Raw genomic sequence first — 21759 nt, 5'->3', positions numbered from 1 at the left:
GGCGCGAGAACGAACCGTCCGCGCTTTTGCTCCGTCGCTCCGGGCGTCAGACCAGCCCCATCGCGGCGAGCCCGATCGCCACGCCGACGATCGCGAAGACGGCGCCGATCGCCGTCCGCGCGGTACGCAGCGGCAGCGCCCGCCACGCGCCTTCGCCGAGCGTCGCCGCGGGCAGGATCACCGCGAGCGAGCCGATCACCGCACCGACCGGCGCGAGCCACGGCACCGCGGAACGCGCCGCGATGGCGAGAACGATGAACGGCACGCCGCCGCCGATCGCGAGCGCCAGCAGCCCGACGAAGCTCGTCGCGACCGTGCCCAGCCGCCACCCGTGCAGCCGGCCAGGCGGCTTGGTCCGAAACACCGCGCCGCCGCCCTGTGCGATCAGCGCGAGCGCGAGCAGCAATTGTTTCGCCTCGGGGGTCAGTCGCGGTACCAGCAGGATGCCCGCCGCGGTCGCTGCCGTCGCCGCGATCGCGACCGCAAACGCGGCGATCGCCGCCACCAGCAGTGGCGAGCGACAACGGTCCGCCAAGATCGCGGCGAGCCACGCCGTGCGGTCGCCGACCTGCGCGCCGGCGGCGGCGACCAGCGCCGCCATCAGCGCATCCACTTCAGCCCGCCAGCCGGACCGAACAGGCGGCGGCGAACGAATCGCAGGCCGCGACGTCCTGCCGGTCGCTGCCGACCGCGTCGCGCAGCACCGCCAGCCAGCCATGGACCAGCGCGCCATGCTCGCCGCGCGAGAGCGCCGAGCCGAGGAAATGGGCGACGGTCACCGCCGGGTTGAGCCCGGCATGATGGGCGATCGCCCGGATCGCATCGACGTCGGGTGCGAGTTCGCAGGCGCGCGAATAGGGTGCCCGCACGTCGATCGCGGCGATTCGCGCCGCCAGATCGGCTTTGACGTTTTCCAGGTCGCCCGACATCGTCATCACCGTCTCCGTTCGCGTCGTGCGATGCTGCGCCCGGAGTGGTGAAGGGCCGGTTAAACCGTTCCCGTGGTTGACTTGCACGGGACGATCCGTCATGCGCCGCGGCTGATCGAGCGGTGGCACGCGTGCCGCGGCTCTTCTTCGTATTGCAGGAACACAGGCTCATGGCCAAGCCGACTACCGTCAAGATCAAGCTCGTCAGCACCGCCGAGACCGGCTTCTTCTACGTCACCAAGAAGAACCCGCGGACCAAGACGGAAAAGCTCGTCTTCAAGAAGTACGATCCCGTCGTGCGCAAGCATGTCGAGTTCAAGGAAGCCAAGATCAAGTGATCGCCGCGGTGGCGTGATGCCGCCGTGCGACGCTGAGGTATGGGACCGCGGGCGCCAGCTCTGCGGTCCTTTCGGCGTCTGGGGTCCTTTCGGCGTCTGGGGTCCGCGGCGAGGGTAGAAGAAGGTTCGCGCGGAGACGCGGAGGAAGAAGGGTCGAGGGCCTGCGGCGCTTTGCCCGAGCACAGACCTTTCTCACCCACTCCCGTTCGTCTCGAGTAGGGATCGAGCGAAGCCGAGAGCCCGTATCGAGAGACATTGCCCCGAGAGAGCACCTCTCGATACGCCGTCTCGACAAGCTCGACGGCTACTCGAGGTGAACGGGTGGGGAGTGGCAGCGGACGCGAAGCGCGCAGGCACCTAACCCCTTCTTCCTCCGCGCCTCCGCGTCTCCGCGCGAACTCCCTTCTTCGCGCCCTCGCGTGAACCACCCCGCAAAGCCCCGCCTACAGCAACGCCCCAACCGCATCCATGAAGCGCGCCAGGCTGATCGGCTTCGACACATACGTGTCCGCCCCCGCCGCCCGGATGCGTTCCTCGTCCTCGCGGCCGGCATAGGCGGTGACCGCCATCACCGGGATGCTCTTCAGCGTCGGGTCGGCCTTCAGCTCCAGGATCAGTTCGTAGCCGGTGACGTGCGGCATCTGGATGTCCATGATGATCAGGTCGGGCTTGAAGTCGCGTGCGCGGTCCACGGCTTCGCGGCCGTCGCGCACCGGCTCGGCGGTGTATTCATGCGCGCGCAGCAGATCGCAGAACAGCTTCAGATTGAGTTCGTTGTCCTCGACAACGAGCACCCTTTTTGCCAACGGGATCGCTCCTTCGGAACGGGACGATAGGCAATGCTGCGTACCGATACAAACGACAACGCAGATGCCGTCGCGCTGAGCGCGCTGGTGTGGACGCTGGCGGAGCCCGATCGCGCGGCGCGGCTGCTCGCCACGACCGGCCTGGATCCCGAGGATCTGCGCGCCCGCGTCGGCGATCCGGTGGTGCTCGCCGCCGCGCTCGGCTTTCTCGAAGCGCACGAGCCCGATCTGGTCGCCTGCGCCGCCGCGCTCGACATGAAGCCCGAATCGCTGGTCGCCGCCCGCGCGGCCCTGGAGGTTCGATGAAGACGCTGCTGATCTGCGACTGCGACGAGGTGCTGCTGCACATGGTGCGGCATTTCGGCACCTGGCTCGATCAGGAACATGCGATCGACTTCGATATCGCGGGGGGCGATTTCGCGACCAGCATGACCCGGCGCGACGGCAGCCCGGCGCCCTCGCGGGAGGACATGTGGGGGATGCTCAACCAGTTCTTCCCGAACGAGATGCGCCGCCAGACGTTGGTCCCGCACGCCGCGGAGGCGCTGGCGCGGCTCGCCGCGCGCGCGGACATCGTCATCCTCACCAATCTGCGCGACGAATGCCGCCAGCCACGGATCGACCAGCTCGCGCGCTTCGGGATCGCGCACCGCGTCGAATGCAACCAGGGTGGCAAGGGCGAGCCGGTCGCGCGGCTCGTCGCCGAATATGGCGATCCGATCACCGTGTTCGTCGACGATCTGCCGGTCCATCACGAATCGGTCGCGCGGCATGCGCCCGACGTCCACCGGCTGCACATGATCTCGGAACCCGATCTGGCGCGGACGATGCCCCCCGCGCCCGACGCCAACGCGCGGATCGACGATTGGCGCGAGGCGGTGACGTGGATCGAGGCGCGCTTCGCCGAAGGCTTGACCGCGACCGGCGAGCGCCCGAAGACGCCCGCATGACCGACCAGATTGACCGCGCGCTGGAGGCTCTCGGCCTCTCCCTTCCCCAGGCCGCCGCCCCGGTGGCCGCCTATGTCCCCGTCGTCGAGGCGGGCGGGCTTCTCCATCTGTCCGGGCAGCTGCCGTTCATCGACGGCATGCTCGTCACCGGGCGGCTCGGCGAGGACGTCGATCTCGATCGCGGGCAGGAGGCGGCCCGCGCCTGCGGGCTGATGATCGTGGCGCAGCTGAAGCAGTATCTGGGCGATCTCTCTCGGGTCGAGCGGATCGTGAAGCTCGGCGTGTTCGTCAATTCCGCCGCGGGGTTCTCCGATCAGCCGAAGGTCGCGAACGGCGCGTCCGAATTGATGGTCGCGCTGTTCGGCGACGCCGGCAAGCATGCCCGCAGCGCGGTCGGCGTCCCCGTCCTGCCGCTCGGCGCCGCGGTGGAGATCGACGCGATCGTCCAGATCAAGGGCTGACGGGCGCGCTCCGCCTCGTCCGAGGAGGACGATCGATCTCACGACCTCTTGCTTGAGTCCCCGCGAAGGCGGGGACCCAGTACTGGGCTCCCGCCTTCGCGGGAGCACAACGCTCCACGGCCTGAGTATCGCCTGATCGCCACCAAGACATACGCCGGTAGCCAAGCGGTCGATACATATCCGCCCCCATCGACCCGCCACAACTAGCGCCGGCGCGCGCGCCACCCTATCTGCCGCAGCGAATGACCGCGCTCATCGCCCGCCTCGCCGACGGCGTCGCAGCCATCCCTGCCGACCAGTGGGACGCGTGCGCCGGCACGGGTAACCCGTTCGTCGGCCATGGCTTTCTCGCCGCACTCGAGGCATCGGGCAGCGTCGGTGCGCGATCGGGGTGGCAGCCGATCCCGATCGTCGTCGACGATGCCGATGGCGTGCCCATCGCGGTCGCGCCTGCGTACGGCAAGAGCCACAGCCAGGGCGAATATGTCTTCGACCATGGCTGGGCTGATGCGTGGGAGCGGGCAGGGGGCGCTTATTACCCCAAGCTCCAGGTCGCTGCGCCGTTCAGCCCGGTGCCTGGGCCTCGGCTGCTGTTGCGCGACGACAGCGCCGCACCCGCGCTGATCGCGGCGATCGAGGCGGTGGCCGACCAGCACAAGCTGTCGAGCGCGCACGCCACGTTCATCGCGCCTGCACAGCTGCCGTTCTTCGAACGCGCCGGCTGGCTGATCCGCCAGGGCACCCAGTTCCACTGGGCGAACGACGGCTATGCGACCTTCGACGATTTCCTCGCCGCGCTGGCGAGCCGCAAGCGCAAGGCGATCCGCAAGGAACGCGCGGCCGCGGTCGAGGGGCTGACGATCCGCCACCTCACCGGCACAGACATCGAAGCGCGGCACTGGGACGCGTTCTGGCGCTTCTATCAGGACACCGGCAGCCGCAAATGGGGCCAGCCATACCTGACCCGTAGCTTCTTTTCGTTGCTCGGCGAGGCGCTGGGCGACCGCGTGCTGCTGATCCTCGCCGAGCGCGACGGCGTGCCGATCGCGGGTGCGCTCAACCTGATCGGCGACGACACCCTCTATGGCCGCTATTGGGGCTGTACCGAGGAGGTGCCCTTCCTCCATTTCGAACTCTGCTATTACCAGGCGATCGACGCCGCGATCGCGCGCGGGCTGAAGACCGTCGAGGCGGGGGCACAGGGCGAGCACAAGCTGGCGCGCGGCTATGTGCCGGTCCCGACCTGGTCGGCGCACTACATCCCCGATCCGGGCTTCCGCCGGGCGATCGCCGATTTCCTGGTGCGCGAGCGGGCGTCGGTCGCGGCGGATCAGGACTATCTCGGCGAACTCACCCCGTTCCGCCGATCGACTTCATAGGCGCGAGCTCCGCCTCCCCGCGCGGCGGCTTGCGATCGATCCGGAACAGCGTGCTGTGGTCGTTGCGCCAGATTGGGGTCATGCCCTCTACCAGCGCCGGATCGTAGCGCGGGGGCCGGATCAGCCAGACATAATCGAACGCGTCGCGCGGGAACGTTTCCAGCGCCATCGAGATCGGGCGCCACCATTCGCCGCGGCAGCGCAGGCCGGTGACGATCTCCGACGGATCGTGCGCGAAGCGCTGGGCGGGGCGGTAGCGGGCGGTGAGCAGTTGCGCGCCTGCCATCGACCATTGATCGTTGGTGTAGGCCAGCCGCCGTTCCAGCGCGAGCGCGGGGACGTGTTCCAGCCGCGAATAGGCCCATTCGTCGGCGCAGCGCTCGCGCCCGACGAACGACACCAGCCGCGCGCCGACCGGCACGTGGTTCAGCGCCACCAGCGTGCGGTCGTAGCTGTCGGCATACATCCAGTAGCTGATGGTGGTGCCGATCAGCCGCGCACTGACGAAGACCAGCCCCAACGCGGCGAAGGTCGCGGCGCCGCGGAACGACAGCCCGCGCTTCGGCCGCAGCGCGATCAGCGCGATCGCGACCACGTACGGCGCCAGCCGCATGTCCGCATAGGCCGATCCGAACACGATCCGCGGCAGCAGCACGAACACCGCGAGCAGGAACAGCGCCGATAGGATCAGGTTGCGCGAATATTCGATCCGGTAATCGCGCACGCCCTTGAACAGGATCATGAACATCACCGTCACCGATGCGATGTCGAACGCCATCCAGCGGTCGCGCAGCATCATCGACACCCAGTTGATCTTGGCGCGCCAATCGAACCAGTCGGTGGTCTGGCCGGTGACATGATCGCCCGATCGCCAGAAGATCATCATCAGGATCGGCAGCGCCAGCGGCAGGCAGCCGAGCCCTGCCCGGATCCACGCCTTGAACCAGCGTTCGCCGGCATCGTGCTGGCGGATCATCTCCGCGGAAAAGGCGAGCACGCCGAGCACGCCCCAGCCGAAGGTATGGCACAGCCACAACAGGCACGATCCCGGCACGAACAGCGCCGCGCGCAACCCGAACCGTCGCAGCCGCCCGAGTCGCAGCCACAGCGCGAACAGGTTGAGCGCCACCGCCATCGACAGCACGAAATTGATGAACCCGAATTGGAACGGGTAGCTGTAGGCGAGCGGCAGCGCGAACAGCGCGGTGGCGGGGATGCGGCCATGCACCTCGCGCGCGATCCACAGCAGCCCGGTGACGGTCAGCGCCGGGATCGCCATCACGATCAGCTTGACCGCCATCTCCAGCCCGAAGACCGGCGCCAGCGGCACGATCAGCAGGTCGATGCCGAGATTGCCGATCAGCGACCAACGGAAATCATACCAGTCTGCGAGCCAGGGATGCGCGCCGTTGTCGAGCTGAACGCGGTAGCGCCCGAGATGCCCCGGCAGGTCGACCAGCGGCGGGATCTCCGGACGCAGCAACGGCACGATCGCCGCGAGCGCCATCGCGACCACGAACCACCGCGTCTGCCACCAGTGAAGCTGCTGCCCCTCCATGGGCGCAGCCTTAGTGTCAGGAAGCGTGCGGCGACAAGGGTCTGCGCGACGATCCGATCACGCGCCACGCCAGCACCGGCGATCCGGGCAGCGCCACCGGGGCGAGCCAGTCGACCCGTTCGCCGCGTTCGAGCCGCGCCCACAGCCCGTTCGGCGCGACGTTCCTGTAGAGTTCCGTCTCGTTGAGCGACGGGCAGCCGGCGACATAGGTCGCACCCGTGGCGCGGACGATCCGCTCCGCGCGCGCCGGCGATCCGGTGAACGCGGCCAGCACCTTGTGCATCGCGGCGCCGCCGCGGTGGTATCCGCCGGCGATCGCGCGGTGCCCGGTGGTGGCGATCAGATCGGGGGTGACGTCGAGCGGCAGGAAGATCGTCGCCGGCCGCAACCGGCCGAGCGCCCGGATCTGGTCGAACGTGTCGCAGCCTTGCCGCGCGCGCCCGGCGATCGTCGTCGACGGTCCGCGCGGCGGTCCGATCCCGGTCAGGACCGACAGCGTCGCCCCCGCCGCCAGCCCCGGCGACGCGATCAGCAGCGCGCCCGCGGTCGCTGCGATCCGCGGCACCACTCCGCGCACCGCCCTCGCGCGCACCAGCATCGCCAGCAGCAGCGACGCCGCACCCGGCAGCGCCAGCGCATTGGCGGTGGCGCCGGTGCGATTGACCAGGCAGCACAGCAAGGTGGCGGGGATCAGCACGCCGAGCATCAGCAGCCACCGCGCCCGCGCCTCGCCGGTGCTGGCGAGCAGCGCGCGGACCGATCCGGCGAGACCAACCAGCGGCAGCGCGATCGTGATGATCGCCCAGCCCGGGGTCTGCTGCCACAGCGGCAATCCTTCGCTGACGTGATCGTACCAGATCGTCCGCACCAGCGGATCGAGCGTCGCGAACGGCCCTTGCAGGCACACAGGCGCCGCGAACCGCAACGTCGTCAGGCAGGCGACGCCGCATCCGGCGAGCAGCGCGACCCGCACCGCGCGAGTCGCCGGGGCGATCAGCGTCGCCGCGATCGTCCCCGCCGCACCGACGCCGAGCACCGCGAGCCACGCCGGCGACATCGCGTCGCAGGCGGGCGCGAACATCCCCGGTCCGCGCGTCGCGACGTGGAATACCAATGCGGCCAGGAAGAAGCTGCCGATCAACGCCGTCGAGAAACCCCCACGCCGCGGCTCGAGCGCCCAGCCGAGCGCGGCGACCCCCGCGATCGTCGCGGCGATCGGCAGGCCCTCCATCGAAATCGTCACCAGCGTCGCCAGCGTCAGCCCCGCCAGCGCACCGCGCCTCTGCGTCGGCGGACCGACCAGCAGCGCGACGGCGGCGATCGCGAGCACGATCTGCCAGCCATGATGATCGATTCGCAGCGGCCGCAGCTGGTAGATCAGCGGGATCGACAGCGGCGCAAGCAGCATCGACAGCCGCGCGGTCTCAGCATCGGTCAGCCGGCGCGAGACGCAGGCGACCGCCGCCATCACTCCCAGCAGCGTCAGCATCGGCACCAGCGTCATCGCGATCCGCGTCGCCATCGGCGCGCCGACCAGCGGATCGACCACCAGCAATACCGCGGCCAGCGGCAGATCGACCAGCCGCGACCAGTGCATCGGAAAATTGCCGCCGTTCAGCCGGTGTTGGGCGACGTCCCACCAGCTCTGCCCCGACAACCAGTCGCGCACCTCCAGCAGCCGCATCGTGTCGTCCGGATCGGGGAAGCGCAGCGCGACGATGGTCGGCGCCAGCGCCGCGCACAGCACCGTCGCCGCCAATCCCCAGGCCAGCAGGACCGCCGGCCAGAGCCGCTCGCGGGTCATGCTGCGCGCAGGCGCCCGGGCACGTCGCGGACGCTCGCCAGCGCGGCGCGTTCGCCCTCGGTGCCGGCCTCGTGATATTCGGCGTCCTCGTTGACGCCCCAGATGTCGTAGATCCGCTCGCCCGCGACGATGTTGCGGACGGTCAGCATCGCCGTCATCATCGCATGATCCTGGTTGTTGTAGCGGTGCATGCCGTTGCGACCGACGCAGTGGAGCGACGGATAGCGCGCCTCGATTTCGGTACGCAGCGCGTCGACATTGTCGCGGTAGCTGTCGTCATAGACCGGATACGCCTTCTCCTGGCGTACCACGACTCCGCCTTCGACCTGCGCGGCGTCGCACAGCCCCAGGATCGCCATTTCGCGGGTCGCCAGCGCGACCAGCTCGTCGTCGCTCGCCGACCACAGGCCGTCGCCTTCGAAGCAGAAATATTCCAGCCCCACGCACGCGATCGCGGAATCGGGCACCATTTCCGGGCTCCAGCTGCGGAAATTCTGCACCCGGCCGACCTTCACCTTCGAATCGTGGATGTAGATCCAGTTGTCGGGAAACAAGTCCGGCGACCGGATCATCAGCGCGACCGTCAGGAAATCGCGGTAACGCAGATCGGCGGCTTGCGAGAGCGTCGCCGGGAGCGGCTGCAGCCGCGCGGCGAGCTCGCGCATCGGCGCGCTGCTGATCACCTGCGCGGCGTTGATCGTGACCGTGGCGCCGTCCGGATCGGTTGCGGTCACGCGCCAGCGGTCGCTCACCTCGTCGCGGGCGAGCTGCTTCAGCGAATGCCCCATCAGGATACGGTTGCCGTGGTCGATGACGCGGTCGCGCGCCGCATCCCACATCATCCCCGGCCCCAGCCGCGGATAACGGAAACTCTCGAGCAGCGACTTGGTCTGCATGCCGTCGTTCGGGCGCTTGTTGAGCCCGAGCGACCGCTTCAGCCCGTCGATCACGGCGCTGCCGAGGCTCAGCCCCTTGATGCGCTGCGCCGCCCAATCCGCCGACATCGTGTCGCACGGCATTCCCCACACCTTCTCGGTGTAGGTCTTGAAGAAGATCGAATAGAGCTTGTGGCCGAACTGGTTGACCACCCAGTCCTCGAAGCTGCGGACCTCGCGCCGCGGACGCATCTTCCACCGCAGGTAGCTCGCCATGCACAGCGTCGATCGCCAGATGCCGAGGTTCGCGAGCGCCTCGAACGCGCGCAGCGGATAGCTGTAGAACTTGCCCTCGTAATAGATCCGGCTCATCCGCGGGCGCTCGATGAAGTCGTCGGGCAGCAACTCGTTCCAGAGATCGACGACCTCCTTCGATCGCGAGAAGAACCGGTGGCCGCCGATGTCGAAGCGGAACCCGTCATGCTCGACGGTACGGCTGATCCCGCCGACATAGACCGGGTCCTTCTCGATCACCGCGACCGAATAGCCGGCCTTGCCGAGCAGATAGGCCGCGGTCAGCCCCGCCGGCCCCGCCCCGATGATCGCGACGTCCACAGCGCCCGTGCCATTCGCCATTGTCCGCCGTCCCCCGTTCGATCGCCCGGGAATGGCGGCAAAGCGCTAAAACGAGGTTAACGGCCGTTAGGAGAGCCAGACCTCGATCCTCGCCCGTCAGGGGGAGGTGGCGGCGAAGCCGACGGAAGGGGGAGTCAGCGCTCGCTCGTTACGGCACCCCGACGCTCACCCGTCCCGCCGCCCCAGCAGCCGCAGCCGCAGCGCGTTCAGCTTGATGAACCCCGCCGCGTCGCGCTGGTCATACGCGCCCTGATCGTCCTCGAAGGTCACGACCTTCTCCGAATAGAGCGAGTTGGGGGATTTGCGCCCGGCGACGTACACCCCGCCCTTGTACAGCTTAAGCCGCACCGTGCCGGACACCTTGGCCTGGCTGTGGTCGATCGCGGCCTGCAGCATCTCGCGCTCGGGGCTGAACCAGAAGCCGTTATACACCAGCTCGGCATAGCGCGGCATCATCTCGTCCTTCAGATGCGCGGCGCCTCGGTCGAGCGTCAGCTGCTCGATCCCGCGGTGGGCGGCGTGGAGGATGGTGCCGCCGGGCGTTTCGTACATGCCGCGGCTCTTCATGCCGACGAAGCGGTTCTCGACCAGGTCGAGCCGGCCGATGCCATGGGTGCGGCCCAGGTCGTTGAGCTTGGCCAGCAGCGTCGCCGGGCTCATTCCCTCGCCGTCGATCGCGACGGCGTCGCCGCGTTCGAAATCGATCGTGATCGTCTGCGGCGTATCGGGCGCCTGTTCCGGGCTGACGGTGCGCGAGAAGACATAGTCGGGCACCTCGTCCCACGGATCCTCCAGCACCTTGCCCTCGCTGGAGGTGTGCAGCAGGTTCGCGTCGGTCGAGAACGGCGCCTCGCCGCGCTTGTCCTTGCTCACCGGGATCTGGTGCTGCTCGGCGAATTCGATCAGCCGGGTGCGGCTGGTCAGGTCCCATTCGCGCCAGGGTGCGATGACCTTGATGTCGGGCGCGAGCGCGTAATAGCCGAGCTCGAAACGGACCTGGTCGTTGCCCTTGCCGGTGGCGCCGTGGCTAACCGCGTCGGCGTTCACCGCGCGCGCGATCTCGATCTGGCGCTTGGCGATCAGCGGGCGCGCGATCGAGGTGCCGAGCAGGTACAGCCCCTCGTACAGCGCATTGGCGCGGATCGTCGGGAACACATAGTCGCGGACGAATTCCTCGCGCAGATCGTCGATGAAGATGTGTTCGGGGCGGACCCCGGCCATCTCCGCCTTCTTGCGCGCGGGCTCCAGCTCCTCGCCCTGCCCGAGATCCGCGGTGAAGGTGACGACCTCGCACTTATAGGTCTGCTGGAGCCATTTCAGGATCACGCTGGTATCGAGCCCGCCCGAATAGGCGAGGACGACGCGGTTGATCGGATCGGTCATGGGCAAGGCTCCTTGGCAGCGCGCGAGCGCTTACGTGGCGGCGCGGGCCCGCGCAACCGCGCGAAAACCGTTCAGGTCGGGTTTAGGGCCGCGCGGGCAGGGGGCGCGCATGATCCGCACCGTCCTCACGCTTGCCACGCTCGCGAGCCTCGCCGCCCCGGCCGTCGCGCAGGAAACCCGCGCCTCCGCCACCGCCAAGTTCAAGACCGAGTTCGCGCAAACCGACACCGATCACGACGGCGTGCTGACCCGCGCCGAGGTCCAGGCCCGCATCGCGCAGATGAAGGTCGGCCCCGGCCATCCCGATCCGGTCCACGCCAAGCGGCTCGCCGACCTGTGGTTCGACCGCGCCGACGCCAACAAGAACGGCAAGGTGACGCAGGCCGAAGCCGAGGCGCTGCTGGCGGCGACCTTCAAGCGCTACGACACCGACGGCGACGGCAAGATCGGCCCCGAGGAACGCGGCACCGCGAAGAAGGCGCTGGGTCGGTAGATTTCCGTCACCCCGGACTTGATCCGGGGTCCCGCTTTATACGCGGGGGTGTGGGGCACCGCTCCTTACACCCCGCAGCGCCTGTTCGCCCTCGAACATGTAATCCCGCGTGATCGGCAGTTCGGTGCGGCTGCGCGAGAACTGCACCTGGTAGTTGCACAGCCCGCCATTCTCGAACGCCATCGCCGCGCCCGCGAGATAGAAGGTCCACATCCGGAAGAACCGCTCGTCGTACAACGCGACGATCGCCGCCTTCGACGCGACGGTGCGCGCATACCATTGCTTCAGCGTCAGCGCGTAATGGAGCCGCAGCACCTCGACGTCGGTGGGGAACATCCGCAACCCTTCGTTGGCGCGGATGATCTCCGACAGCGCAGGGTTGTAGCCGCCGGGGAAGATGTACTTGGCGGTATAGTCGTCGGTGATCCCCGGCCCGCCGAGGCGGCCGATGGTGTGAAGCAGCATCACGCCGTCGGGGGTCAGCAGGTCGCGGCACTTGCGAAGGAAGGTGCGGTATTGCGGCGGGCCGACATGTTCGAACATGCCGACCGACACGATCCGGTCGAACTGCCCCTCGACCCGGCGATAGTCGATCAGTTCGAACGTCACGTGATCGGCGACGCCCTTCGCCGCGGCGCGTTCGCGCGCGATCTTGATCTGCTCCTCCGACAGCGTGACCCCGACCACGTCGCAGCCGAGCTTCTCGTGCAGGTACAGCGCCAGCCCGCCCCAGCCGCAGCCGATGTCGAGCACCCGCATCCCCGGCCGAATTAGCAGCTTGGCGGCGATGTGGGCCAGCTTGTCCTGCTGCGCCTGGTCGAGACTGTGATCGGGGTCGGTGTAATAGGCGCAGCTATATTGGCGATCCGCGTCGAGGAACAGATCGTAGAGCCGCGCCGACAGATCGTAATGATGCGCGACGTTGCGTTTCGACCGGCGCTCCATGTTGTAGCGGTCGACCCGGTGCTTGACCGACCCGACCGATCGCACCAACCACGACGGCTCCAGATTGTTCTGGCCCTTCTCCCATTTGTCGTTGGCGGTGAGCAGCCGGACCAGATCCATGATCTCGCCGTTCTCGACGATCATCCGGCCGTCCATGTACAGCTCGCCCGCCGCGGTCGCCGGGTTGCGCACGATCCGCCCGGCGACGCCGCGATCGGCGAACCGCAGCGTCACGTCGGGGAAGTCGGGATCGGCGGTGCCGAACGTCTTGGCGGGCTTGTCGGGACGCAGCAAGGTCAGACGGCCGCGCTTCACCGCGCGGGACAGGAACAGATCGATCAACGCCATCAGTATCTACTCGTCAGGACCCTTCAGATTCCCGCGTACCAATCGTAATCGACATTGTCCTCCCAATATCCGCCCTTGCCCTTGCCGACCGCGTCGAGGCTGGCGACCGCATCGATCCGCGACACGTATTTCGCGTGCTTGTAGCCGAGCTGCCGCTCGACCCGCAGCCGCACCGGCGCGCCATTGCCGATCGACAGCAGCGCATCGTTCATCGCCCAGGCCAGGATCGTCTGCGGGTGGAAGGCGTCGACCAGGTCGATCGATTCGTAATAGGGCGCGCCGCCGTACAGGTCCGCGCAGGTGAAGACGATATAGCGCGCCGCATCGCGCAGCCCCGCCGCCTTCAGCACCGATCCGAGGGTCGGCCCGTGCCATTTGCCGATCGCGCTCCACCCCTCGACGCAGTCGTGGCGGGTGATCTGGGTGCGCGCCGGCATCGACCGGAGCTGCGCGGTCGACAGGGTCAGCGGACGCTCGACCAGCCCGCCGACGCCGATCCGCCAGTCGGCGAACTTGCTCGCGACCGCCTGCTCATAGGCGGGGGTGCCGGGATTGCGCGTGCCGTTGACCCGGAACACCGGCGACATCTGCGCCGGCGAGAACTCGCGGGCCAGCGCGTCGCGGTGCATCAGCGCGCGTTGCAGCCCGCGGTTCATCTCCTCGCCCATGAACAGGATCCGCCGCGCCTGCGGGATCTGCGCGACGCGGTCGCATCCGGCGAGTACCAGCCCGGCGGCGCTCGCGCCCCCGGCGATCAGCGTGCGACGGGTCAGCAGGTTCGTCATCGCTCCTCCTCCGGCACCCGCCAGCGCCCGGTGATCATCGACATCGTCTCGGGCACCACGCCCGCCAGGATAACCAGCGTCAGGTGGACGACGATGAACGCGCCGATCGCGATGCAGGCGATGAAGTGGATCGACCGCGCCGACTGCCGCCCGCCGAACAGGTCGAGCAGCCACGGCCAGGCCGCATCGATCCCCGGTGACAGCGTCAGCCCGGTCAGCACCGCGAGCGGCAGCAACACGAACAGCACGACGATATAGGCCAGCTTCTGCAGGATGTTGTAGTCGCGCGGGTTCTCGGCATCGTGGAAGCGCAACGCCGCATGCTCCTTCACATCGGCCCAAAGATGCCGCGCGGTGAGGTCGCGGCGGCGCAGCTTCAGGTCGCGCTGGAAATGCCGGTTGAGCAGGCTGACGACCATGAACACCAGCAGGGAAAAGGCGAAGACCAGCGCGAACAACAGGTGCCAGCGTCGCGCCAGCGCCAGATTGTAGCGCTCGGGGATCGTCACCCACCCGGGCCAGTAGACGACGTTCAGCCACGCATGATCGGGATTGGCGCCGAACTGCCCCCAATAGAGCCGCCGGTGCGCATTGGAGATCGTCAGCCCGGAGCCGAGCAGGATCACGATCGCGACCGCGTTGACCCAATGCCACAGCCGCGTCGCGATCCGGTGGCGAACGATGACGGTGCCGGGGGCGATCGGCTCTTCCATGCTCATCCTTCGTTGACGGGACGGGTAGTTGTTAGCAGGTAAATCGTCATGACCGAATGGCATTTCTACGAACCGCAGGCGGGGCACGGCCTGCCGCACGATCCGCTCAACGCGATCGTCGCGCCGCGCCCGATCGGCTGGATCAGCACCACGTCCGCGTCCGGCGTGCGCAACCTGGCGCCGTACAGCTTCTTCAACCTCGTCAACTACACGCCGCCGCTGATCGCCTTCTCGTCGATGGGCTGGAAGGACAGCGTCGCCAACATCGCCGCCACCCGCCAGTTCGTCTGGAACCTGGTGACGCGCGACCTCGCCGAGGTGATGAACGCGACCTCGGCGGGCGTATCCGCCGACGTCGACGAATTCGCGCTGGCCGGGATCGAACAGACCCCCTCGCGCCTCGTCGCGCCACCACGCGTGGCCGCCAGCCCGGTCGCGTTCGAATGCGTGCTTACCCAGCTGATCCGGCTCGAGGACCGCACCGGCCGCACACTCGACCAATGGCTGGTGATCGGCGAGGCGATCGGCATCCACATCGACCGCGCGTTGCTCGACGACGGCGTGTACCAGACCGCCCGCGCCCACCCGGTGTCGCGCGGCGGCGGGCCGGCGGACTATTTCGAGACCCGCGAAGACGCGCTGTTCAAACTGTGGCGCCCGCGCAGTTGATTTTCTCCCAATACAGCCTATAAATCCCGTACCAAGCGACAATGGCTCTGCCGTTGGATGAACCCCCGTCACGGCAATGACGGGGGTTCAATCATTTTGGGGGACACGCGGCAACGCGCCCCCCGCTTTTGCCTATTTGTGACGTGCCACCTCGACCACCTTCAACAGAAGGGTGCCGAAGCCGAACAGCGCCGCAAGGAATAGGCACAAGTCACCAAACGACATTGCTTTCTCCCGTTGGAACGACGGCGTAAATGCCGCCGCCTTCGTCTTACGAAGTCGCCGCCGGATTTGTTATTGTTCTCCGCGTATATAGTAGTTGTACTTAGTCGGCTTACCCATAAGCCCGCCAGAAGAACACCGCCGTCGTGACCGCGGTCACCAGTAGCGTCCACACCCGGATCACCCCCGGCGACAAGCGCGCGCCGAGCTTCGCGCCCAGCAGACCCCCCACGATCGAGCCCACCAGCATCGGCACGCACCACCGCCACGCCACCATCCCCGATGCGACGAACACGATCGTCGCCGCCGCGTTGGCGACCGCGAGCAGCAGCGTGCGCGGTGCCATCAGCCGCGCGGGTTCGGTGCCGACCAGCAGGCCCCATGTCGCGGTCATCATCAGCCCGACTCCGCCCCCGAAATAGCCGCCATAGATCCCGAGCAGCGCTTGAGCGGCGACCAGCGTGCGCACCCCGACGCGGGCCCGCTCGGCGAGCCACGCCGCGAGCGACTTGCCGAACGCCAGCGCGATCGTCGCGAACAGCAGCAGCCACGGCACGACGACGTCGAAGGTCCGCTCGGGCGTCCACACCAGCATCAGGCTGCCCGCGAGCCCGCCCATGAAGGTGATCCCCGCGAGCAGCCGCACCGACAGGCCGCCGATCGGCGCCAGTCCCTTGCGGTAGCTCCACGCACTGGCGAACGCACCGGGCTGGAGCGCGACGTTGCTGGTGGCGTTGGCGATCGGCGAGGGCAGGCCCAGCGCGATCAGCGTCGGCAGCGTCGCGAAGGTGCCGCCGCCCGCCAGCGCGTTCATCGCACCGCCGAGCATCCCCGCGCCCGCGGCGAACAGCAGCTGCATCGGCTCGGCGGCGCTGCTCACCCGAGCGCGAGCAGCTTTTCCTCGGCCTGCCGGTCGAGCTCGGCCCGCGATTTCTTCTCCGACGCGGTCTTCAGCTGCCCGCACGCGGCGTCGATGTCGCGACCGCGCGGGGTGCGCACCGGCGCCGAGATCCCGGCCTCGAAGATGATCGTCGAGAACGCCCGCACCCGTTCGGGCGTCGAGGTGTCGTAGGGGGCGCCTGGCCACGGGTTGAACGGGATCAGGTTCACCTTGGCGGGCAGCCGGTATTTGCGGATCAGCCGCACCAGCTCGTGCGCCTCGGCATCGCTGTCGTTCTTGTCCTTCAGCATGACGTATTCGAACGTGATCCGCCGCGCGTTGTTGGCGCCGGGATAGTCCGCGCACGCCTGCAACAGCTCCTCGATCCCGTATTTGCGGTTGATCGGCACGATCTCGTCGCGGATCTCCTTGGTCACCGCGTGCAGCGACACCGCCAGGTTGACCCCGATCTCCTCGCCCGCGCGCGCCATCATCGGCACCACGCCCGACGTCGACAGCGTAATCCGCCGCTTGCTGAGTGCGAGCCCGTCGCCGTCCATCACCAGCTTCAGCGCGTCGCGGACATGGTCGAAATTATACAGCGGCTCGCCCATCCCCATCATCACGATGTTGGTGAGCATCCGCCCCTCCGGCTGCGACGGCCATTCGCCGAGCGAATCGCGCGCCAGCATCACCTGCCCGACGATCTCCGCGGGCGTCAGGTTGCGCACCAGCCGCATCGTGCCGGTGTGGCAGAACCGGCAGTTCAGCGTGCACCCGACCTGGCTCGACACGCACAGCGTGCCGCGGTCCGCATCGGGGATGAAGACCATCTCGTAATCATTGCCGTCGTCGGTCCGCAGCAGCCACTTGCGGGTGCCGTCGGTCGACACCTGCGCCTCGACCTCCTGCGGCCGGCTGATTGCGAAGCGCTGGTCGAGCCACGGCTGCATCGCCTTGGAGATGTCGGTCATCTGCGCGAACGACGTCGCACCGCGATTGTAGATCCAGTGGAACAGCTGCTTGGCGCGCAGCTTGGCCTGTTTCGGCTCGAGCTGCGCGGTCTCCAGCGCCATCCGCAGATCGTCCTTGGACAGGCCGAGCAGGTCGATCCGTCCGTCGCTGCGCGGCACGAAGCTGCGGGGGACGGGCACGGGATCGATGTGCCCCGGAATGGGCATGAGAGACGCTGCGGCTGACTGCATGCGCGCCACATAGGGCAAAAGGACGGGTTTTTCCATCCTTGGCGGTTGCGGGCGAGTCAAGGATCGGGCGCCCAGCGGCGAGGCTCCCTCCACCCCTCGCTATGCGAGCGGTTTCCCTGTCCCAGTTCCGAGGGAGGATCCAAACGGACGCTAAATTCCTCCCCGCCAGGGGGAGGTGGCAGCCGCAGGCTGACGGAGGGGGCGGTAACTTCGTGAGCTAACCGCGAGACCCGACACACCCCAACGCCGCCGCATCGATCGCCGTCGCCGCACCACCGAGCGCATAGACATCCGCGAACGGGCGCCCGCCGACCCCGACCGCCTCGACGCTCATGCTCCGCCCGCCGCGGATCGCGGCGACCAGGGCGCGGTCGCTCGGCGCGTCGGTCGCCCAGGCATCGACCCCGCTCGCGACCAGCGCGAAGCGGCGGTCGCCGACGCTCAGCGTCACCCCCGCGGACCGGTCGCGCTCGCGGCTCAGCCGCACGTACAGCGAGTTGCGCAGGCCGCGGCCCGGCCAGGTCGCGACGCTGGCGAATCCGCCGCTCCGGCCGTCCGCCGCGATCGGTCGCGCGATTGCGTAGCAGCGCGCCGGATCGGTGTCGCGAAATGCGCCCCAGCCTTCGTAGATGCCGATCGTGGTCCGCGCCGCCGCGACCGGCGCCGCGATCGCCGCGATCGTCAGCGCCAGCAGGCCGAGCTTCACGCCGGCGCTCGCCCCGTGCCGACATGCGCGACGGTTTCGACCCCGCGGTCGACCAGCACGATCGATCCCTGCGACAGCCCCGGCGCGATCGGCGCGCTGAAACCGCGATGCACCGCGGCACCGGTCATCACCCCGCGCAGGACCCGGCTGGAGATGCCGTGCATAATTACCAGCCGGTCGCCCTGATCGTCCGCGGTGTCCGCCAGCCAGCCCGACACCCGCGCCGCGATCGCAGGGTAATCCTCGCCGTCGGGGGCGGGGAGCAGCAGCCCCTCCGAGGTGATCACCGGCCCGACCTCGCCCACCACATCGGCGTAATAACGCCCGCCCCAGGCGCCCATGCCGATCTCCGCCAGTCGATCGTCGGTACGCACCCGGTGCCAGTCGAGCTCGAGATGCTCGGCGATGATCGCCAGCGTCTGCAGCGCGCGTCCCGCGGGCGACGACCACAAGGTCAGCGCCGGCCGCACGCCGAGCAGGTCGCGCAGCGCCAGGCCGAGGTCGTCCGCCTGCGCGAAGCCCGCGCGGGTGAGGGGGGTATGCGGATGATCCCCCTGCAGGCGACGCGCGGCGTTGAAGACGGTTTCGCCATGCCGCGCGATCAGATCGCGACCTGATCGGAGCTTGGTCATGGGCGCCGGCTTTCAACGCCCTGTGGCGCAAAAGCAACGAATTTTCCTGTTTATATGGGGTTCATGCAAGCCCGCCGCGGCACTCCTATCTGCCGGGTCCGCCGCCGGGTCGACCGGCGGCGCAACACATGGAGTTGATCATGCGTACACTCATCCTCGCCACCGCAGCGGCCGCCGCCGCGCTCGTCGCCAACCCGGTCCTCGCGCAGGACGTCGCCCGCGCGCCGTTCACCGGCCCGCGCGTCGAAGGCCTGGTCGGCTACGACAATCTGCGCGACGGATCGGACGGCAGGTCGGACGGCCGTGACGGCGTCGTCTACGGCGCTGCGGTCGGCTACGACGTCCAGGTCGGCGGCGCGGTGCTCGGCGTCGAAGGCGAGATCACCGACAGCTCGACCAACGTCCGCACCAGCGACCTGCTCGTGGCGAACGATTCGCTGCGGCTCGACGCGGGTCGCGATCTCTATGCCGGCGGGCGCCTGGGCTATGCCATCAACCCCCGCACGCTCGCCTATGTGAAGGGCGGCTACACCAATGCCCGGCTCGAGACCCGCTACGTCAGCGGGGCGACCAGCCAGAACGACAAGTTCGATCTCGAAGGCTACCGCGTCGGCGCCGGGCTCGAGCTCGCGGTGAGCGGCAACGCCTACGTGAAGGGCGAATATCGCTACTCGCATTACGGCAATGTCGAGGGCTACGACACCGATCTCGATCGTCACCAGCTGCTCGCCGGAGTTGGCGTTCGCTTCTGACGCGCGAGCTATCCACCGAAAAGAAGGGCCGGGGCGCTTGCTCCGGCCCTCTTCTATTGGCTAGGAAAACCAGCAGTTGCCCCCCGTGGATTCGTGAGGCGGGCCGGGGGACGGTGACATGAAGGCGACGATCGAACGCGCGACGCTCCTGAAGGGGCTGAGCCACGTCCAGTCGGTGGTGGAGCGCCGCAACACCATCCCGATCTTGTCGAACGTGCTGCTGGAGGCGACCGCCGAGGGCGCGTTGCGGCTGATGGCGACCGATCTCGATCTGCAGATCAACGAAAGCATCGCCGCCGCGGTCGACCAGGCCGGCGCCACCACGGTGTCCGCGCACACGCTGTTCGACATCGCGCGCAAGCTGCCCGAGGGCAGCCAGGTGCAACTGAGCGCCGCCGACGGCCGAATGACCATCGTCGCCGGCCGCGCGCGCTTCTCGCTCGGCACGCTGCCACGCGACGATTTTCCGGTGATCGCGGAAGGTGAGCTGCCGACCAAGTTCGAGCTGCCCGCCGAGACGCTGAAGCAGGTGATCGACAAGACGCGCTTCGCGATCTCGACCGAAGAGACCCGCTATTACCTCAACGGTATCTTCTTCCACGTCGCCGACGACGGCTCGACCCCGGTCTTGAAGGCCGCCGCGACCGATGGCCACCGGCTGGCGCGCGTGACGATGCCGCGGCCCGACGGGGCGGAGGGGATGCCCGACGTCATCGTACCGCGCAAATGCGTCGCCGAACTGCGCAAGCTGCTCGACGAGGTCGACGGATCGGTCGGCGTGTCGCTGTCGTCGACCAAGATCCGCTTCGACCTGGGGCAGGCGATTCTCACCTCCAAGCTGATCGACGGCACCTTCCCCGATTATTCGCGGGTGATCCCGACCGGCAACGACAAGATCCTCAAGATCGATCCCAAGAGCTTCATGCAGGGCGTCGACCGCGTCTCGACGATCGCCACCGAAAAGACCCGCGCGGTGAAGATGGCGCTCGATCGCGACAAGATCACGCTGTCGGTCACCTCGCCCGAAAACGGCACCGCCGCGGAAGAAGTCCCCGGCGAATATGTCGCGCTGCCGTTCGAGATCGGCTTCAACAGCCGCTATCTGATGGACATCCTCGGCCAGATCGACGGCGACACCGTCGAAGTCCACCTCGCCGACGCCGCCGCGCCGACGCTGATTCGCGAGAACGACAAGGCACAGGCGCTCTACGTGCTGATGCCGATGCGGGTGTGAGAGCGGGGGATCGGCACAGGCGCAGCGCCCTAACCCCCGTTCGTCCCGAGTAGGGATCGAGTAGCTGCGTCAGCAGCGTATCGAGAGCCTGTATCGAGGGATGGTTGGCGCCCGCAACGGTGCCTCGATACGAGCTCTCGTTACGGCCTTCGGCCTACTCGATCTCTACTCGACACGAACGGGTTGGGGATCGGCAGTCCCCGATACCCACCTTGACTCCACCACCACCCATCCTTACTAACATCACTGTCAGTAAGGAACCCGACTCGATGGCGACGCTCCCTCCGTTTCCCGGCACGTCCGGCCGTCGCGACTGGCGCGCCGCGTTCGATGCGATCGGCAAGTTGATGGCGAATGGCGACGACACCACGCAGGTGTTCCGGATCATGCGCGCGCTGAACGTCGGCAACGGGCCGATGAACTATGCGCGGTTGCTCGGCACCACCCAGGGCGGGCGGCTCGCCTACGAGCGGACCGAGCTGGCCCAGCGCTTCTCCGATCCCGCCTTCGTCGCGGCGTTCGCCCCGGGCACGGTCGGCGCAGCGTATCGCCACTTCCTCGAATCGACCGGCTATTCCGCCGACGGCCTCGTCGAGGTCAGCCGGATCGAGCCGAGCGAGGACGACATCACGCATCCCTATGCGTGGTTCGGCCGCCGCGTCCGCGACACCCACGACATCTGGCACGTGCTGACCGGCTACAAGGCCGACGAAAGCCTGGGCGAGGCCGCGCTGGTGGCGTTCAGCTATGCGCAGGTCGGCGGGCTCGGCTGGGCGTTCATCGGCGGCGCCGCGGCGCTCAAGAGCCTGAAGGTGACCAAGGGCACGCTGTTCGCCAAGGCGGTGTGGGAGGGCTATCGTCACGGCCGCAAGGCGAAGTGGATCTCGGGCGAGGATTACGAACAACTCCTCCACGAACCCCTCGACGCCGCCCGCGCGCGGCTGAACATCGCTACCCCCACCGCCTACCTGACCGCGCAGCGCGAACTCGGCGCCGAACTCGCTTCCTATCTGAGCACGCAGCGCGCCGCCGCCTGACCTCTCGCGGATTGCCAGC

General features: G+C 68.2%; 24 protein-coding genes. 10 read left to right on the top strand and 14 right to left on the bottom strand.

Features of this window, described 5'->3' with window-relative positions:
* Nucleotides 1–46: 46 nt before the first annotated feature.
* Both ACT009_RS10645 and ACT009_RS10640 read right to left on the bottom strand, forming a co-directional pair.
* On the bottom strand, nucleotides 47–613 hold the full coding sequence (locus ACT009_RS10645) for a TMEM165/GDT1 family protein (RefSeq protein ID WP_445191065.1): 567 nt from the start codon (nucleotides 611–613) through the stop codon (nucleotides 47–49).
* A 1-nt stretch (nucleotide 614) separates the two neighbouring features.
* A complete protein-coding gene (locus ACT009_RS10640; protein ID WP_445191064.1) occupies nucleotides 615–935 on the bottom strand; it encodes a hypothetical protein in 321 nt (106 codons plus the stop codon).
* A gap of 164 nt (nucleotides 936–1099) precedes the next feature.
* Here ACT009_RS10640 and rpmG point away from each other — a divergent pair, with 164 nt between their 5' ends.
* Complete coding sequence (rpmG, locus tag ACT009_RS10635; RefSeq protein ID WP_445191063.1) at nucleotides 1100–1267, top strand: 50S ribosomal protein L33; 168 nt, start codon at nucleotides 1100–1102, stop codon at nucleotides 1265–1267.
* Between the two features lie 443 nt (nucleotides 1268–1710).
* On the opposite strand, the gene ACT009_RS10630 is transcribed toward rpmG, so the two are convergent.
* A complete protein-coding gene (locus ACT009_RS10630; RefSeq protein ID WP_445191062.1) occupies nucleotides 1711–2073 on the bottom strand; it encodes a response regulator in 363 nt (120 codons plus the stop codon).
* A 33-nt stretch (nucleotides 2074–2106) separates the two neighbouring features.
* Between ACT009_RS10630 and ACT009_RS10625 the strand changes: the two genes are divergently transcribed.
* The 4 genes from ACT009_RS10625 (at nucleotide 2107) to ACT009_RS10610 (ending at nucleotide 4863) form a co-directional block, all read left to right on the top strand.
* The gene (locus tag ACT009_RS10625) at nucleotides 2107–2379 is read left to right on the top strand and encodes a DUF3572 domain-containing protein (protein WP_445191061.1); all 273 of its coding nucleotides are present in this window, start codon (nucleotides 2107–2109) and stop codon (nucleotides 2377–2379) included.
* A complete protein-coding gene (locus ACT009_RS10620) occupies nucleotides 2376–3023 on the top strand; it encodes an HAD family hydrolase (protein ID WP_445191060.1) in 648 nt (215 codons plus the stop codon). The genes ACT009_RS10625 and ACT009_RS10620 overlap by 4 nt, the downstream gene beginning before the upstream one ends.
* The gene (locus tag ACT009_RS10615; protein ID WP_445191059.1) at nucleotides 3020–3484 is read left to right on the top strand and encodes a RidA family protein; all 465 of its coding nucleotides are present in this window, start codon (nucleotides 3020–3022) and stop codon (nucleotides 3482–3484) included. The genes ACT009_RS10620 and ACT009_RS10615 overlap by 4 nt, the downstream gene beginning before the upstream one ends.
* Nucleotides 3485–3726: 242 nt before the next feature.
* Nucleotides 3727–4863: a GNAT family N-acetyltransferase gene (locus tag ACT009_RS10610; protein ID WP_445191058.1), complete on the top strand. Its 1137-nt coding sequence runs from the start codon at nucleotides 3727–3729 to the stop codon at nucleotides 4861–4863.
* On the opposite strand, the gene ACT009_RS10605 is transcribed toward ACT009_RS10610, so the two are convergent.
* The 4 genes from ACT009_RS10605 to ACT009_RS10590 form a co-directional block, all read right to left on the bottom strand.
* On the bottom strand, nucleotides 4835–6421 hold the full coding sequence (locus ACT009_RS10605; RefSeq protein ID WP_445191057.1) for a hypothetical protein: 1587 nt from the start codon (nucleotides 6419–6421) through the stop codon (nucleotides 4835–4837). The two genes, ACT009_RS10610 and ACT009_RS10605, sit on opposite strands and share 29 nt — an antisense overlap.
* 16 nt (nucleotides 6422–6437) lie before the next feature.
* Nucleotides 6438–8225, bottom strand: a complete 1788-nt coding sequence (locus ACT009_RS10600) for a hypothetical protein (RefSeq protein WP_445191056.1) — start codon at nucleotides 8223–8225, stop codon at nucleotides 6438–6440.
* Nucleotides 8222–9736: an NAD(P)/FAD-dependent oxidoreductase gene (locus tag ACT009_RS10595; protein WP_445191055.1), complete on the bottom strand. Its 1515-nt coding sequence runs from the start codon at nucleotides 9734–9736 to the stop codon at nucleotides 8222–8224. The genes ACT009_RS10600 and ACT009_RS10595 overlap by 4 nt, the downstream gene beginning before the upstream one ends.
* 165 nt (nucleotides 9737–9901) lie before the next feature.
* Nucleotides 9902–11119, bottom strand: coding sequence for an argininosuccinate synthase (locus tag ACT009_RS10590; protein WP_445191054.1), 1218 nt, complete (start codon nucleotides 11117–11119; stop codon nucleotides 9902–9904).
* Between the two features lie 109 nt (nucleotides 11120–11228).
* On the opposite strand from ACT009_RS10590, the gene ACT009_RS10585 reads away from it, so the two are divergent.
* Nucleotides 11229–11612, top strand: a complete 384-nt coding sequence (locus ACT009_RS10585; protein ID WP_445191053.1) for an EF-hand domain-containing protein — start codon at nucleotides 11229–11231, stop codon at nucleotides 11610–11612.
* 36 nt (nucleotides 11613–11648) lie between these two features.
* On the opposite strand, the gene ACT009_RS10580 is transcribed toward ACT009_RS10585, so the two are convergent.
* The 3 genes from ACT009_RS10580 to ACT009_RS10570 are packed head-to-tail and all read right to left on the bottom strand — an operon-like array spanning nucleotide 11649 to nucleotide 14403.
* Nucleotides 11649–12905, bottom strand: coding sequence for a class I SAM-dependent methyltransferase (locus tag ACT009_RS10580; RefSeq protein WP_445191052.1), 1257 nt, complete (start codon nucleotides 12903–12905; stop codon nucleotides 11649–11651).
* 23 nt (nucleotides 12906–12928) lie between these two features.
* On the bottom strand, nucleotides 12929–13690 hold the full coding sequence (locus ACT009_RS10575) for a molybdopterin-dependent oxidoreductase (protein ID WP_445191051.1): 762 nt from the start codon (nucleotides 13688–13690) through the stop codon (nucleotides 12929–12931).
* Nucleotides 13687–14403, bottom strand: a complete 717-nt coding sequence (locus tag ACT009_RS10570; RefSeq protein ID WP_445191050.1) for a cytochrome b/b6 domain-containing protein — start codon at nucleotides 14401–14403, stop codon at nucleotides 13687–13689. The genes ACT009_RS10575 and ACT009_RS10570 overlap by 4 nt, the downstream gene beginning before the upstream one ends.
* A gap of 48 nt (nucleotides 14404–14451) precedes the next feature.
* Between ACT009_RS10570 and ACT009_RS10565 the strand changes: the two genes are divergently transcribed.
* On the top strand, nucleotides 14452–15072 hold the full coding sequence (locus tag ACT009_RS10565) for a flavin reductase family protein (protein ID WP_445191049.1): 621 nt from the start codon (nucleotides 14452–14454) through the stop codon (nucleotides 15070–15072).
* Nucleotides 15073–15406: 334 nt separating this feature from the next.
* On the opposite strand, the gene ACT009_RS10560 is transcribed toward ACT009_RS10565, so the two are convergent.
* The 4 genes from ACT009_RS10560 to ACT009_RS10545 form a co-directional block, all read right to left on the bottom strand.
* A complete protein-coding gene (locus tag ACT009_RS10560) occupies nucleotides 15407–16174 on the bottom strand; it encodes a sulfite exporter TauE/SafE family protein (RefSeq protein ID WP_445191048.1) in 768 nt (255 codons plus the stop codon).
* Nucleotides 16171–17379 (bottom strand): 23S rRNA (adenine(2503)-C(2))-methyltransferase RlmN, encoded by a 1209-nt coding sequence (gene rlmN, locus ACT009_RS10555; RefSeq protein ID WP_445191047.1) that lies wholly within the window; start codon nucleotides 17377–17379, stop codon nucleotides 16171–16173. Before rlmN ends, ACT009_RS10560 begins: the two co-directional genes overlap by 4 nt.
* Before the next feature lie 217 nt (nucleotides 17380–17596).
* Nucleotides 17597–18085, bottom strand: a complete 489-nt coding sequence (locus ACT009_RS10550; protein WP_445191046.1) for an invasion associated locus B family protein — start codon at nucleotides 18083–18085, stop codon at nucleotides 17597–17599.
* Nucleotides 18082–18717, bottom strand: a complete 636-nt coding sequence (locus ACT009_RS10545) for a histidine phosphatase family protein (protein WP_445191045.1) — start codon at nucleotides 18715–18717, stop codon at nucleotides 18082–18084. Before ACT009_RS10545 ends, ACT009_RS10550 begins: the two co-directional genes overlap by 4 nt.
* 140 nt (nucleotides 18718–18857) lie before the next feature.
* Here ACT009_RS10545 and ACT009_RS10540 point away from each other — a divergent pair, with 140 nt between their 5' ends.
* The 3 genes from ACT009_RS10540 (at nucleotide 18858) to ACT009_RS10530 (ending at nucleotide 21740) form a co-directional block, all read left to right on the top strand.
* Nucleotides 18858–19469, top strand: coding sequence for an outer membrane protein (locus ACT009_RS10540; RefSeq protein ID WP_445191044.1), 612 nt, complete (start codon nucleotides 18858–18860; stop codon nucleotides 19467–19469).
* A 118-nt stretch (nucleotides 19470–19587) separates the two neighbouring features.
* The gene (gene dnaN, locus ACT009_RS10535) at nucleotides 19588–20703 is read left to right on the top strand and encodes a DNA polymerase III subunit beta (RefSeq protein WP_375422665.1); all 1116 of its coding nucleotides are present in this window, start codon (nucleotides 19588–19590) and stop codon (nucleotides 20701–20703) included.
* Between the two features lie 269 nt (nucleotides 20704–20972).
* Nucleotides 20973–21740, top strand: a complete 768-nt coding sequence (locus tag ACT009_RS10530; protein ID WP_445191043.1) for a Coq4 family protein — start codon at nucleotides 20973–20975, stop codon at nucleotides 21738–21740.
* Nucleotides 21741–21759 lie beyond the last annotated feature (19 nt).

It is taken from the genome of Sphingomonas sp. Tas61C01 (assembly GCF_052567495.1).
This window is presented reverse-complemented; position numbering and strand designations above follow the sequence as displayed.

Excerpts from the sequence above, each read along its gene's own strand:
- rpmG (WP_445191063.1), top strand. The coding sequence starts at position 1,100 with ATGGCCAAGCCGACTACCGTCAAGATCAAGCTCGTCAGCACCGCCGAG.
- ACT009_RS10580 (WP_445191052.1), bottom strand. The coding sequence starts at position 12,905 with ATGGCGTTGATCGATCTGTTCCTGTCCCGCGCGGTGAAGCGCGGCCGT.
- ACT009_RS10640 (WP_445191064.1), bottom strand. The coding sequence starts at position 935 with ATGACGATGTCGGGCGACCTGGAAAACGTCAAAGCCGATCTGGCGGCG.
- ACT009_RS10530 (WP_445191043.1), top strand. The coding sequence starts at position 20,973 with ATGGCGACGCTCCCTCCGTTTCCCGGCACGTCCGGCCGTCGCGACTGG.
- ACT009_RS10585 (WP_445191053.1), top strand. The coding sequence starts at position 11,229 with ATGATCCGCACCGTCCTCACGCTTGCCACGCTCGCGAGCCTCGCCGCC.
- ACT009_RS10565 (WP_445191049.1), top strand. The coding sequence starts at position 14,452 with ATGACCGAATGGCATTTCTACGAACCGCAGGCGGGGCACGGCCTGCCG.
- ACT009_RS10545 (WP_445191045.1), bottom strand. The coding sequence starts at position 18,717 with ATGACCAAGCTCCGATCAGGTCGCGATCTGATCGCGCGGCATGGCGAA.
- dnaN (WP_375422665.1), top strand. The coding sequence starts at position 19,588 with ATGAAGGCGACGATCGAACGCGCGACGCTCCTGAAGGGGCTGAGCCAC.
- ACT009_RS10590 (WP_445191054.1), bottom strand. The coding sequence starts at position 11,119 with ATGACCGATCCGATCAACCGCGTCGTCCTCGCCTATTCGGGCGGGCTC.
- ACT009_RS10595 (WP_445191055.1), bottom strand. The coding sequence starts at position 9,736 with ATGGCGAATGGCACGGGCGCTGTGGACGTCGCGATCATCGGGGCGGGG.
- ACT009_RS10620 (WP_445191060.1), top strand. The coding sequence starts at position 2,376 with ATGAAGACGCTGCTGATCTGCGACTGCGACGAGGTGCTGCTGCACATG.
- ACT009_RS10600 (WP_445191056.1), bottom strand. The coding sequence starts at position 8,225 with ATGACCCGCGAGCGGCTCTGGCCGGCGGTCCTGCTGGCCTGGGGATTG.
- ACT009_RS10575 (WP_445191051.1), bottom strand. The coding sequence starts at position 13,690 with ATGACGAACCTGCTGACCCGTCGCACGCTGATCGCCGGGGGCGCGAGC.
- ACT009_RS10625 (WP_445191061.1), top strand. The coding sequence starts at position 2,107 with ATGCTGCGTACCGATACAAACGACAACGCAGATGCCGTCGCGCTGAGC.
- ACT009_RS10605 (WP_445191057.1), bottom strand. The coding sequence starts at position 6,421 with ATGGAGGGGCAGCAGCTTCACTGGTGGCAGACGCGGTGGTTCGTGGTC.
- rlmN (WP_445191047.1), bottom strand. The coding sequence starts at position 17,379 with ATGCAGTCAGCCGCAGCGTCTCTCATGCCCATTCCGGGGCACATCGAT.
- ACT009_RS10610 (WP_445191058.1), top strand. The coding sequence starts at position 3,727 with ATGACCGCGCTCATCGCCCGCCTCGCCGACGGCGTCGCAGCCATCCCT.
- ACT009_RS10570 (WP_445191050.1), bottom strand. The coding sequence starts at position 14,403 with ATGGAAGAGCCGATCGCCCCCGGCACCGTCATCGTTCGCCACCGGATC.
- ACT009_RS10615 (WP_445191059.1), top strand. The coding sequence starts at position 3,020 with ATGACCGACCAGATTGACCGCGCGCTGGAGGCTCTCGGCCTCTCCCTT.
- ACT009_RS10540 (WP_445191044.1), top strand. The coding sequence starts at position 18,858 with ATGCGTACACTCATCCTCGCCACCGCAGCGGCCGCCGCCGCGCTCGTC.